This window comes from Burkholderia sp. LA-2-3-30-S1-D2 (assembly GCF_001523915.2).
In the GTDB taxonomy this organism is placed as follows: domain Bacteria; phylum Pseudomonadota; class Gammaproteobacteria; order Burkholderiales; family Burkholderiaceae; genus Burkholderia; species Burkholderia diffusa.
The window spans coordinates 2,539,732-2,551,618 of sequence record NZ_CP013384.1 but is presented as its reverse complement, the minus strand read 5'-3'; the positions used below and the strand labels follow the sequence as shown (position 1 = coordinate 2,551,618).

Genomic DNA, 11,887 nt, shown 5'->3' with positions numbered 1-11,887 from the left:
CGGGCGCCACGAACGCGTGGTCCGGCTCCGACCCCGCCAACCTTCAGACGACAAAAAAGCCGGCGCCGCAACGGGGCGGCGCCGGCTTCGTCGCACGCGAGGCGAATCGCGTGCGTGACGTTACGCAAGTGCCTTTTCGACGATCTCGCGCACGTCGCGCGATTTCGCGCCGGCGGCGACCTGCTCGAGCGCATCGCGCATCCGGTCGCGCAGCGCCGGCGTGAAGCGGCGCCACAGTTCCAGCGAGCGGGCGAGGCGCGCGGCGACCTGCGGGTTGATCGCGTCGAGCGCGAGCACCTGTTCGGCCCAGAACGCGTAGCCCGAGCCGTCCGCCGCGTGGAATTGCGCCGGGTTCGCCGCGCAGAAGCTGAAGATCAGCGAGCGTGCGCGGTTCGGGTTCTTCAGGTTGAACGCAGGGTGGGCCATCAGCTTGCGGACCTTCGCGAGCGTCGGCTGCGCGGCCGTGCCGCGCTGCGCGGCCTGCATCGCGAACCACTTGTCGATCACGAGCGCTTCCTTCTCGAAGCGACGGTAGAAGTCGTCGAGCGCGCGCGCGGCCGCGTCGTTCGCGCCCGATGCCGCAGCGGACAGCAGCGCGCCGAGCGCGGCGGCACGATCGGTCATGTTGTTCGCCGCGTCGTACTGCGCGGTCGCGATGCGCACGGCGTCGGCCGGATCCTCGAGTTCGGCGAGATACGCGAGCGCGAGGTTCTTCAGCGCACGGCGGCCAGATGCGTCGGGCGTCGGCTCGTACGCGCCCGGCGTCTCGTGCTGCGCGTACGCGGCGAGCCACTCGGCGCGCAGCGCGGTCGCGAGCTGGCGGCGCACGAACTGGCGCGCGCGATGCACGGCGGCCGGATCGGCTTCCGCCATCTGGTCGGCCAGATAGGTTTCCGACGGCAGCGTCAGCGCGAGTTCGCGGAACGCGGGCGACAGGTTTTCATCGGTCAGCACGCGGCGGAACGCGGCGACGAAATTCTCGCCGAGCGTGAGCGGCTCTTTTGCGGCGGCACGCGCGGCGAGCGTCAGCAGCGCACGCGTCGCGAGGCGCTGGCCGGCCTCCCAGCGGTTGAACGGGTCGCTGTCGTGCGCGAGCAGGAATGCGAGGTCGTCGTCGCTGTAGTCGTACTCGACGATCACCGGTGCCGAGAAATTGCGCAGCAGCGACGGCAGCGGTTGTTCCGGCACGTCGACGAACGTGAAGGTCTGCTCGGTATCGGTGAAGTCGAGCACGCGCGTCGTGCCTGCCGCCATGGCTTCGCCGTCGAGACGCAGCGGCTGGTCGCGGCCGTCGCGGCCGATCAGGCCGATCGCGAACGGGATCAGGAGCGGCCCTTGCTGCGTTTCGCGCGCGGCCGGCGACGCATCGCCGTAGCCCTGCGCGAGCGTGAGCGTGTAACGGCGCGTGGCCGGGTCGTAGGCGGCCTTCACCGACACGCGCGGCGTGCCGGCCTGGCTGTACCAGCGCTCGAACTGCGCGAGGTCGCGCCCGTTCGCGTCGGCCATCGCGTGACGGAAGTCGTCGCACGTCACGGCATGACCGTCGTGGCGCTTGAAGTACAGGTCCATCCCCTTGCGGAAGCCGTCGCGGCCGAACAGCGTCTGGTACATCCGCACGACTTCCGAGCCTTTCTCGTAGACGGTCATTGTGTAGAAGTTGTTGATCTCGACGTAGCTTTCCGGGCGCACCGGGTGCGCCATCGGGCCCGCGTCCTCGGCGAACTGCAGCTGACGCAGCACGCGCACGTCCTCGATGCGCTTGACCGCGCGGGCCGCGGATGCGACGTCGTCGCCCGCGGCCATGTCGGCCGAGAATTCCTGGTCGCGGAACACCGTCAGCCCTTCCTTCAGGCTCAGCTGGAACCAGTCTCGGCAGGTCACGCGGTTGCCGGTCCAGTTGTGGAAATACTCGTGGCCGACCACCGATTCGATGTTCGCGAAGTCGGTGTCGGTCGCGGTCTCGGGGTTCGCCAGCACGTACTTCGTGTTGAAGATGTTGAGCCCCTTGTTCTCCATTGCGCCCATGTTGAAGTCGCCGACCGCGACGATCATGAAGCGGTCGAGATCGAGCTCGAGGCCGAAGCGCTTTTCGTCCCAGCGGATCGAGTGGATCAGCGAATCCATCGCATGACGGGTCTTGTCGAGGTCAGCCGGCTCGACCCACACCTGCAGCAGTTTTTCCTTGCCCGAGCCGGTTGTGATCTTCTCCTCGATCGCGACGAGCTTGCCCGCGACCAGCGCGAACAGATAGCTCGGCTTGCGGAACGGGTCTTCCCATTTCGCGAAGTGGCGGCCGTCGGGCAGCTCGCCCGAGTCGACGAGATTGCCGTTCGACAGCAGCACCGGATACGCCGTCTTGTCGGCGCGCAGCGTGACCGTATACGACGCCATCACGTCAGGGCGGTCGAGGAAGTAGGTGATGTGGCGAAAGCCTTCCGCCTCGCACTGCGTGAAGAAGTTGCCGCTCGACACGTACAGGCCGGACAGCGTCGTGTTCTGGTCCGGCGCGCACGCGCTGTCGAGCGTGAGCTCGAACGCGTCAGGCACGTTTTCGACGGTCAGCCCGTGCTCGTGCGCGCGCACCGCGCCGTACGGCGCGCCATCGAGCTGCGCGCCGAGGAATTCGAGCGCTTCGCCCAGCAGCTCCAGATGCGGGGTCGGCGCCGCGTCCGGATTGCGGCGCACGCGCATCGTATTCCTGACGATCGTGCGGGCCGGCGCGAGATCGAATTCGAGCGCGACGGAATCGATGAGGAAGGCCGGCGGCGTGTAGTCGGCGCGGCGGATCACGGTGGAAGAGGCGTTGTCGGACATGGTCGTCGAGATCGGTGGAATGGGGATCGGGCCCGCGACGCGGGCCGGGCGAACCGGATCATTGTACAAAGGCTGGCGGCTGCGTGCCGGGCGAACTTTTTACCGGTTCCGGGAGTCCGCGTATTATCGGCATCCCGTGCAGTTCGCGCGTTGCGACGCACGGGTGACGGATCGACGAGGATCGACATGAAACACGATTGGATTTTTCGCGGTGCGGGCTGGGCGGCGGTGCTGTGCGTGACGCTGCTGACGGGCTGCACCAGCTACGTGACGACGCAGGTCACGGCATTCTCCGACTGGAGCGGCAGCGACGCGACACGCACTTATGCCTTCACACGCACGGATGCGCAGAAGCACAGCATCGAGCAGTCGACCTACGAGCCGATCGTCGCGAACGAACTGTCCGCGTATGCATTCAGGCAGGTGCCGGCCGCGCAGGCCCGCTATCTGGTCGGGCTGGCCTACGGGGTCGGCAGCGATCTGGTGACGGTGCCGCAACCGGTTTACTACGACCCGTGGTTGATGGGGCCGGGGCCGTACTGGCGCGGCGGGCCGTGGGGCCCGTGGGGGCCCTGGGGGCCGATGCCGGCAGGCTACGTCGCGCAGACCTACCAGGTCTTCGACTACACGCTCGGCATCCGGATCACCGAGCGCGCGACCGGCAAGGAAGTCTATAACGTGACCGCGCGCACCACCGGCGACAACGGGGCGTTGCTGTATGCGATGCCGTTCCTCGCGCGCAGCGCGCTCACCGATTTCCCGTTGGCGAACGGTGCGATCCGCACGGTGCGGCTGCCGGTCGACAAGCGCGGCGGGCCGGCCGCACCGGCCGCCAACGAGCGTGCGGTGCCGGCCGTGCCGGCATCGGGCGCGGCGGTCGCGAAGTAGCGCGATATCGACACCGGCGCGGCCGCCCGGTCGCGCCACTTGCTGCGTGCGTCAGGCCCCGACGCCCAGCAGCGCCAGCGCGCCGAGCACGACGAACAGCACGGCCGCGATACCGTGCACCAGCTTCGTCGGCAGGCGGTGCGCGAAACGGTCGCCCAGCAGGATCGCGGGCACGTTCGCCAGCATCATCCCGAAGGTCGTGCCGGCCACCACGCCGATGTAATCCTGGAAGCGCGCGGCGAGCGCGACGGTCGCGATCTGCGTCTTGTCACCCATTTCCGCGAGGAAGAACGCGACGAGCGTCGCGCCGAACACGCCGAGCCGCGAGCGGTTGGCATTGGCTTCGTCCGCATCGAGCTTGTCCGGCACGAGGATCCACAGCCCCATCGCGATGAACGAGAACGCGAGCGCCCAGCGCATGATCGACGGCGTGACGAGCGCGCCGAGCCATTCGCCTAGCGCACCGGCGAAACCGTGGTTCACGAGCGTCGCGACGAGCACGCCAAGAATGATCGGCACGGGCTTGCGGTAGCGCGCGGCCAGCACGAGAGACAGCAGTTGGGTCTTGTCGCCGATTTCAGCGAGGGCGACGGCGCCGGTGGAGATCAGGAAGGCTTGAGACACGTATGGGGTTCCACGGGCCGATGTTGTGCGTGCGAGCGACGATCCGCCGCGCGCCGGGCCCTGATGCGGCGCGCAGTGAACCATCGGTCTCGCCAGGCCTTGGTGGCTGCGTCCGCCATGGCCGAAAGGCCAAGTCTGTTGACGGACGCCTCCGTCACGATGCGCGCCGTTGGCGCGGGACATCGAGCGGAGCGGCTACTCCCCAATGAGCGGCGAATTCTAGCACGGCGTGCGGCGCGCGCCGTGCGAATCCGGTTGCTCCGGCCTGCCTCGCGACGCACGCCGGGGCAGGCATGGGCAAGCGCGCGTCAGTTACGCGGCGGCGGTGCGGTGCGCGGCACCGCGCTCGTGCACGAGTTGGCCGGCCGCATAGGTGCGGTACACCGCACGGTCGTCGCCGAGCAGCGCGAACGCGAACAGCAGTTCTTCCAGCGACTCCGCGCGTTTCGTGCGGCGCGCGAGCAACGGCGTGGCCTGCGGGTCGAGCACGACGAAATCGGCCTCGGTGCACGGCGCGAGCGTGCCGACCGTATCGGCGAGGTCGAGCGCCTGGGCGGCGCCGGCCGTCGCGAGCCAGAACATCCGCGTCGCCGTCAGGTGGTGGCCCGACAGCCGCGCGACCTTGTGCGCCTCGTTCATCGTCTGCAGCATCGAGAACGACGTGCCGCCGCCGACGTCGGTGGCGAGCGTGACGGGCACGTCGAATTCGCCGGCCTTGTCGAAGTCGAACAACCCGCTGCCGAGGAAGAAGTTCGACGTCGGGCAGTGCGCGACGACGGTGCGCGTCTCGGCCATCCGGCGGCGGTCCTCGTCGTCGAGGTGGATGCAGTGGCCGTACACCGCGCGCGGGCGCAGCAGCCCGTAACGGTCGTAGATGTCGAGATAACTGCGGTGGCCGGGGAACAGCTCGGCCACCCATTTCACTTCATCGACGTTTTCCGCGACGTGACTCTGCACGAACACGTCCGGATGGCGACGCGCGAGTTCGCCGCATGCTTCGAGCTGCGCCTCGGTGGATGTCGGCGCGAAGCGCGGCGTGAGCGCGTACATCTGGCGGCCCTTGCCGTGCCAGCGGCCGATCAGCTCGGCGCTGTCGTCATAGCCCGATTGCGCGGTGTCGCGCAGGAACTCGGGGCAGTTGCGGTCCATCAGCACCTTGCCCGCGATCATCCGCAGGTCGCGCGCGTCGCTCGCCGCGAACAGCGCGTCGGCCGATTGCTTGTGCACGGTGCAGTAGACGAGCGCGCTCGTCGTGCCGCAGGCGAGCAGTTCGTCGACGAAGAAGTCGGCGACTTCGCGCGCATGTTCCGGATCGCCGAACTGGCGCTCGGTCGGGAACGTGTACTTGTCGAGCCAAGGCAGCAGGCCCGGCGCCGGCGACGCGATCATGTCCGTCTGCGGATAGTGGATGTGCGTGTCGATGAAGCCGGGCACGATCAGCTTGTCGCGCAGGTCGTGGACGATCGCGTCGCGCGCGAGCGTCGCGGCGAGCTGCGCATACGGGCCGGCCGCGACGACCTTGCCGTCGTCGACGATCAGGAGACCGTCGGTCTCGTGGTTCGCGGCCTGGCTCGACTGCGCCGGGTCGCCGTTGAAGGTGAGCAGTTGGGAACGGAAAGCGGTTTGCGTCATGACGAATGGTCCTGCATCAAGGTAAGGCGAACAGAAGAAAACGGTCGGCGCCGCGCGAGCGACGGCATGGCGGGCGCTGCTCGGGCATGCGCGATGCGGCGAAGCGCGAAGGCCGGGGCGCGGCGGCGAGCTGCATGACGAGCCGCAACGACAGGCTTCGGCGCGCGACGCCGCACAACGCCGTCGCCACGCGGGCGACTGGCGCGACGCGCGCGTGCGTGCGCGGTGCACGCACGCGGCCGACGTGGCGCAGGGCCAAACCGGTCGCCACGAAGCGGATGCCGTCGATGTGTTTCATCTGTCTAGCGAACCTCGATGCCAGCCGTCACGCGGCCTGCCAGTACGAATCGAGACGCGCGATCAGCGCGTCGCGCTGCGCGGCGTCGACGAACGACGCCTCGAAGCCGTTGCGGATCACGGTGTGCACTTCGGCGTCCGTCAGCTGCAGCCCGTCAACCGTCGCGAAGTAGTTGTCGTTCACGTAGCCGCCGAAATAGGCCGGATCGTCGGAGTTGATCGTCACCGCGACGCCGCGATCGAGCAGCGCCTTCAGCGTGTGCTTCGCCATGTCGTCGAACACGCACAGCTTCAGGTTCGACAGCGGGCACACGGTCAGCGCCGTGCGCGTGCGCGCGAGGCGTTCGACGAGCGCCGCGTCCTCGATGCTGCGCACGCCGTGGTCGATCCGGTCGACCTTCAGCACGTCGAGCGCTTCGTAGATGTAGGCGGGCGGGCCTTCCTCGCCCGCATGTGCGACGAGCTTCAGCCCGAGCGCACGCGCCTTCTCGAACACGCGCGCGAACTTCGTCGGCGGATGGCCGAGCTCGGACGAATCGAGACCGACGCCGATCAGCCGGTGGCGATAGCGTTCGAACAGCGGCAACGCGGATTCGAACGTCGCGAGCGCATCGTCTTCGGACAGGTGGCGCAGGAAGCACAGGATCAGCTTGCTCGACAGCCCGCGCTGCTCGGCATCGGCGAGCGCGCGGTCGATGCCGGCAACGACCGTCTCGATCGGCACGCCGCGTTCGGTGTGCGTCTGCGGGTCGAAGAACAGCTCGGTGTGGACGACGTTGTCGGCGAGTGCGCGTTCGCAGTATGCGGCCGTCATGTCGTAGAAATCCTGCTCGGTCAGCAGCACGCTCGCGCCGGCGTAATAGATGTCGAGGAACGACTGCAGATCGGTGAACGCATACGCGGCGCGCAGCGCGTCGATCGACTCGTATGCGAGCTTCACGCCATTGCGCTGCGCGAGCGCAAAAATCAGTTCGGGCTCGAGCGAGCCTTCGATATGGATGTGCAGCTCCGCTTTCGGGGCGCGGGCAATCTTGTCCTTGAAGGTCGGGGTCATGGCGTTGTTCTTGGTCGGTCAGAATGTAGGGGAAGCCAGTGCGGGCGCGTTCGCCTCGACGGCCTGCAGCAACTGCGCGGCCACCGAGATCGCGATCACTTCGGGCGCCTTGTCGATGATGCCTTCGACGCCGATCGGGCAGCGCATCCGCGCGACCTGGGCCGGGTCGATGCCGATCGCCGCCAGCCGATGATCGAACTGCACGCGCTTGGTGCGCGAGCCGGTCATCCCGAAGTATGCATAGTCGCCGCGCCGCAGGATGCGCTCGGCCAGCACGAAATCGAGTGCGTGGTCGTGCGTCATCACGACGAAGTACGCATGCGGCGGCGCCGTATCGACGGCATCGGCCGGGCTGGCCACCGCGTCGATCGCGAGATTGCCGATCCCGGCGAGTGCGTCGGCCGGCGGGAACACCGCGTCGGGCCCGTCGATCCAGTGCACGTGGCACGGCAGCGTCGCCAGCACCTTCACGAGCGCGGTGCCGATGTGTCCCGCGCCGAACAGCACGACGGGGAACGCATACGGCGCGATCGTTTCGGTCATCAGCGACACGCCACCGGTTTCCCACAGCAGGCAATCGGCGCGCGCCGCGGGCGATTCGGGCTCGCTCAGCAGCGGCGCGCCCGGCGAGGGGCCGAATGATACGCTACGCACGGTTGCGGCGCCCGCCGCGACGCGCTTGGCGAGCGACATGATCCAGCCGAGGTCGCCGACGTCGAGCCGCTCGAACGCGAGCACGACCGCGCCGCCGCAGCACTGGCCGAGGCTCGGGCCGAGCGCGAGCCGTTCGAGCCGGCGCGCGTGGGGCACGTGCGCGCCGTCCTTCAGCAGGTGCCGCGCGATCTCGATCGCCTTCCATTCCAGATGACCGCCGCCGATCGTATGGCGGGCCGTGTCGCGCGTGACGAGCATCTTGGTGCCGGCCTCGCGCGGCGCGGAGCCGTCGGTGTGCGCCACCGTCACCAGCACGGCCGCTTCGCCGTGCGCGAGCAACTGCTGCAGATCGCCGAGCCAGGCTTCCATCAGCACGCTCCGGTCGGGACGACGCGGCGCGACGCGCGGCGCGGGGTGGCGGGCGCCGCGGCAACGAGGGCGGACGAAAGCGACGCGGGCCGGCTGCCCGACTGCGAATTCGGTGCGGTGGCCGTGCGCCGAAGGCGCGCGCGAACGACGTCGCGGGACGTGCGGACGCCATGAGGGTGAAGGATGCGGATGGTTTGCGTTGTCATGATGAATCCAGTCGACATTGCGGATCGGGCGCGCGTTACGCAGGAGGTGAGGCAACTGGCCTCGCGCACGTAGATCGCCATCCAGTCGCGAAGATAGCACCGCAAGGCGGCGGAAACATTGCCGGGCGGTGATCCGGGCTATCAGACGGCGATCATGTCGATCATAGGCCCGCCGTGCGGGATCGGGGCGCCGATGCACGGGCATCGGGCCGAAACGCATGCGCGGCGGGGCGTGCGCGCGGCTGTCGCGTGAGGTGCGTTCGCCCTGAAATCCGGGTTGCGGCAGGGTAGGTGTTTACGCGCGGCCGGCATGTGCGGCCGCGTCGGGGCTGCGCCGGTGCGGCCGGGTGAGCAGCGCGAAGCGCCTGCGCGGCCTCGACCGGTCGGCCGGAACGTGGCGCGTCCGGTCAGCCTGCCAGCTTGCGGCGATGGCGCCAGAGGCTCGAGGCGACGGGAATCAGGATCGCGGCGAAGCCGATCAGCGCCCAGCCGGGCAGCAGGATGCCGAAGATCGGCGGGTAGACGGTCTCGCACAGGCCGGCGACCTTGAACATGCCGGGGAACCACTGGGCGGGCGGCAGGCTGTCGACGATCGGCTGCAACGTGTCGAAGCCGCAGCTGAAGCCCGGATTCATCTGGATCGAAAGGTGTCGCGCGGCGGTGCCGACGCCGCCGGCCGCGGCGATCGCGATTAGCAGCTCGAGCACCCAGATGCCGCGCCAGTTGCGCATCCCGGCCGCCAGGAACGCGAAGATCCCGATCGCCGCGAAGAAGTAGCGCTGGATGATGCACAGCGGGCACGGATCTTCGTTCTTCACGTACTGCAGATAAAGCGCGCCGGCCAGCAGGGCGATGCACACCCATCCGAGCAGCATCAGCAGGCGGCGTTCACGGCGGAGTGCGAGCGTGGAGTCGTTCATGTCGGCGGGATTCCTGTCGTTGGTCGGTCCGATAAACAATCGCGCGATTTTAGCGCGAACGATCTGGCACGAAACTGACAGCGCGCATGCGGCACCCCGCCGCAGCCACTTCGTCCGGGGCACCTTCCGCCGTCATTGCGCCCGTGCGGTCACCGGATCGTGTTCAGCACGGCTTCGACCGCCTGGCCGATCGCGAGCAGCGCGTCGTCGCGATGCGGCGCGGCCGCGAGCATCAGGCCGACCGGCGCCGTGTCGCGCGGATGGCACGGCAGCGACAGCGCGCAGGCGTCGAGGAAGTTGAACGCGCTCGGGTTGCGAAGGATCAGCGCGTTGGTGCGCGTAAAGGCAGCGTCGTCCGCTTCGAGTTCGGCGATGCGCGGCGGCACGACGGGCACCGTCGGCGCGACGAGCGCGTCGAAGCGCGACCAGACCGTGTGCGCCGCTTCCTCCAGCATCGCCTGGCGGGCGGCGAGCAGGTCGAGATAGTCGGCCGCGCTCGCCGGCTCGCCCTTCAGGATCCGCGAAAGCACGCGCGGGTCGTATTGGTCGCGGTGCTGCGCGAGCAGCGGGCGATGCCACGCGTATGCCTCGATCGGCGAGAAGCCGAAGCGGTTGATGTCCGGCAACCGGTCGAGCGCGGAAAAGCGCACTTCCGTGACGATCGCGCCGGCGGCTTCGAGGTGCTTCAGCGAGGCGTCGAGCGCGGCGGCGACATCGGCATCGACGCCGTCCGTCACATAGTTGGTCAGCACGCCGAGCCGCACGCCTTCGAGCGGTCGCGCGGCCGGTACGTGCGGCTCGAGGCCCGCGAGCATGCGGTCGACGAGCGCGCAACAGGCGACCGTCAGGCCAATCGGGCCGAACGAGTCGAGCGTGGTCGACAGCGGCACGCCGCCTTGCGTCGGGATCCGGCTCGCGGTCGGCTTGAAGCCCGTGAGCCCGCACAGTGCGGCCGGAATGCGGATCGAGCCGCCGGTGTCGGTGCCGAGCGCGACGGCCGCCATCCCGTCGGCGACGGACGCGGCCGCGCCGGACGACGAGCCGCCGGCAATCCGCGCGTCGCCCGGCACGTCGCGGCGGTATGGTGAGCGCGGCGTGCCGAAGTGCGGATTCAGGCCGAGCCCCGAGAACGCGAACTCGCTCATGTTGGTGCGGCCGACCAGCACCGCGCCCGCGCGCTTGAGCCGCGCGACGGCGACGGCGTCGGCCTTGGCGGGCGGTGCGCCATCGAGCACGCGCGAGCCGGCGCGTGTGACCTGGCCCGCGACGTCGAACAGATCCTTGACCGACACGGGGATGCCCGCGAGCGGCGACAGCACGGTGCCCGCGGCACGCAGGCGGTCGTGGGCATCGGCGGCCGCGCGCGCGTTGTCGGCGTCGACTTCCGTAAAGACGGCGGCACCCTGGCCGGACGGATCGGCGATCCGGTCGAGCGCGACGTCGACGAGCGCGCGGCTCGTGGTCCGGCCGGCCGCGAGGTCGGCGGCGAGCTGGGCGAGCGGAGGGAAGGGCGTGAAGGTGGTCATGGGCGGTTCAGGGGCGAAGACGTTGGACAAGAGTGGCGCGAAACGAATCGATATGGCGTTCGACGGCCGTGCGCGCGCCGGCGGCATCGCGCGCGGACAGCCGTTCGAACAATTCGAGGTGTTCGCGCTGGACGTCGGACAGGTGGTGCGGCTCGGACAGCGTGACGAACCAGAAGCGCAGCGAGCGTTCGTGCAGCGCGCGCAGGATCTCCGCGAGCACGGTGTTGCGTGCCGCCGCGGCGATCGCCTGATGAAACGCGCGATCGAGCTCCATCATGCCCTCGACGTCGTGCGCGTCGACGCAGGCCTGCCCGTCGTCGAGCAGCGCGGCCATGCGCGCGAGATCGTCGGGCGTCGCATGGCGGGCGGCGAGTTCGACGCAATGCGCTTCGTTGATGCGGCGCACGTCGATCACCGCGACGATGTCGTCGAGCGACAGCGGCTGCACCATCAACCCCTTGCGCGGCATCACGGACAGCAGCCCTTCGAGCACCAGCCGGTGGACGGCCTGATGGACGGGCGTGCGGCCGATGCCGGTGCGGGCGACGAGGTCGGCTTCGTTGAGCGCGGCGCCGGGCTTCAGGCGCATCGTGATGATGTCGCGCTGGATCAGCGCGTACGCGCGGTCGGCGAGGCTGACGGCCGATGCGGCGGGCCGGTCGTGGAGGACGTCGGTCAGGGCGTTCATGCGGGCGGCGGCGCGGTGGCCGGGCAGGGCGCAATCATGGCGCAGGCGATCGGTAGCGTGGGCGATTCATGAATATTATTGTGATATATCACTGATGTCCAGTTTGCCCGGGCGACGATCGATATCGTCGAATGGGTCTGGTGATACGCCTGGCGGCGGATGCGACGAGTTGCAACAATATCGACAGGATGTTGCTCGTTTACCGCGCGATCGTG

The 11,887-nt window shown here is 69.0% G+C and carries 10 protein-coding genes and 1 riboswitch; of the genes, 1 reads left to right on the top strand and 9 read right to left on the bottom strand.

Going from position 1 to position 11,887, the window contains the following annotated elements; genetic code table 11:
* Positions 1–120: 120 nt before the first annotated feature.
* Positions 121–2,814, bottom strand: coding sequence for an aminopeptidase N (gene pepN / locus WS66_RS24735; RefSeq protein WP_059598982.1), 2,694 nt, complete (start codon positions 2,812–2,814; stop codon positions 121–123).
* Between the two features lie 186 nt (positions 2,815–3,000).
* Between pepN and WS66_RS24725 the strand changes: the two genes are divergently transcribed.
* Entirely contained in the window at positions 3,001–3,702 is a 702-nt protein-coding gene (locus WS66_RS24725) for a DUF4136 domain-containing protein (RefSeq protein WP_059598983.1), read from the top strand.
* A gap of 51 nt (positions 3,703–3,753) precedes the next feature.
* Here WS66_RS24725 and WS66_RS24720 read toward each other — a convergent pair whose 3' ends face one another.
* The 8 genes from WS66_RS24720 to WS66_RS24675 all read right to left on the bottom strand — a co-directional run bounded on the left by WS66_RS24720 (position 3,754) and on the right by WS66_RS24675 (position 11,672).
* The gene (locus tag WS66_RS24720; protein ID WP_059448199.1) at positions 3,754–4,326 is read right to left on the bottom strand and encodes a TMEM165/GDT1 family protein; all 573 of its coding nucleotides are present in this window, start codon (positions 4,324–4,326) and stop codon (positions 3,754–3,756) included.
* A 77-nt stretch (positions 4,327–4,403) separates the two neighbouring features.
* Positions 4,404–4,542: riboswitch (yybP-ykoY riboswitch) on the bottom strand.
* Between the two features lie 96 nt (positions 4,543–4,638).
* Positions 4,639–5,958: a guanine deaminase gene (gene guaD / locus WS66_RS24710; protein ID WP_059598984.1), complete on the bottom strand. Its 1,320-nt coding sequence runs from the start codon at positions 5,956–5,958 to the stop codon at positions 4,639–4,641.
* 16 nt (positions 5,959–5,974) lie between these two features.
* Positions 5,975–6,256, bottom strand: coding sequence for a hypothetical protein (locus WS66_RS24705; protein WP_236872948.1), 282 nt, complete (start codon positions 6,254–6,256; stop codon positions 5,975–5,977).
* Positions 6,257–6,283: 27 nt separating this feature from the next.
* Positions 6,284–7,309, bottom strand: a complete 1,026-nt coding sequence (locus WS66_RS24700; RefSeq protein ID WP_059598985.1) for an adenosine deaminase — start codon at positions 7,307–7,309, stop codon at positions 6,284–6,286.
* A gap of 18 nt (positions 7,310–7,327) precedes the next feature.
* A complete protein-coding gene (gene xdhC, locus WS66_RS24695; protein WP_059598986.1) occupies positions 7,328–8,332 on the bottom strand; it encodes a xanthine dehydrogenase accessory protein XdhC in 1,005 nt (334 codons plus the stop codon).
* A gap of 613 nt (positions 8,333–8,945) precedes the next feature.
* Positions 8,946–9,458 (bottom strand): disulfide bond formation protein B, encoded by a 513-nt coding sequence (locus tag WS66_RS24685; protein ID WP_059598988.1) that lies wholly within the window; start codon positions 9,456–9,458, stop codon positions 8,946–8,948.
* Positions 9,459–9,607: 149 nt separating this feature from the next.
* Complete coding sequence (locus WS66_RS24680; protein ID WP_059598989.1) at positions 9,608–10,984, bottom strand: amidase; 1,377 nt, start codon at positions 10,982–10,984, stop codon at positions 9,608–9,610.
* A 7-nt stretch (positions 10,985–10,991) separates the two neighbouring features.
* Positions 10,992–11,672 carry a GntR family transcriptional regulator gene (locus WS66_RS24675; RefSeq protein WP_059598990.1) on the bottom strand — a complete coding sequence of 227 codons (681 nt, stop codon included), beginning with the start codon at positions 11,670–11,672 and terminating at the stop codon, positions 10,992–10,994.
* Positions 11,673–11,887 lie beyond the last annotated feature (215 nt).

Bases quoted from the DNA above. Each gene is read 5' to 3' on its own strand.
- pepN (WP_059598982.1), bottom strand. From the start codon at position 2,814: ATGTCCGACAACGCCTCTTCCACCGTGATCCGCCGCGCCGACTACACG.
- WS66_RS24725 (WP_059598983.1), top strand. From the start codon at position 3,001: ATGAAACACGATTGGATTTTTCGCGGTGCGGGCTGGGCGGCGGTGCTG.
- guaD (WP_059598984.1), bottom strand. From the start codon at position 5,958: ATGACGCAAACCGCTTTCCGTTCCCAACTGCTCACCTTCAACGGCGAC.
- WS66_RS24705 (WP_236872948.1), bottom strand. From the start codon at position 6,256: ATGAAACACATCGACGGCATCCGCTTCGTGGCGACCGGTTTGGCCCTG.
- WS66_RS24700 (WP_059598985.1), bottom strand. From the start codon at position 7,309: ATGACCCCGACCTTCAAGGACAAGATTGCCCGCGCCCCGAAAGCGGAG.
- xdhC (WP_059598986.1), bottom strand. From the start codon at position 8,332: ATGGAAGCCTGGCTCGGCGATCTGCAGCAGTTGCTCGCGCACGGCGAA.
- WS66_RS24685 (WP_059598988.1), bottom strand. From the start codon at position 9,458: ATGAACGACTCCACGCTCGCACTCCGCCGTGAACGCCGCCTGCTGATG.
- WS66_RS24680 (WP_059598989.1), bottom strand. From the start codon at position 10,984: ATGACCACCTTCACGCCCTTCCCTCCGCTCGCCCAGCTCGCCGCCGAC.
- WS66_RS24675 (WP_059598990.1), bottom strand. From the start codon at position 11,672: ATGAACGCCCTGACCGACGTCCTCCACGACCGGCCCGCCGCATCGGCC.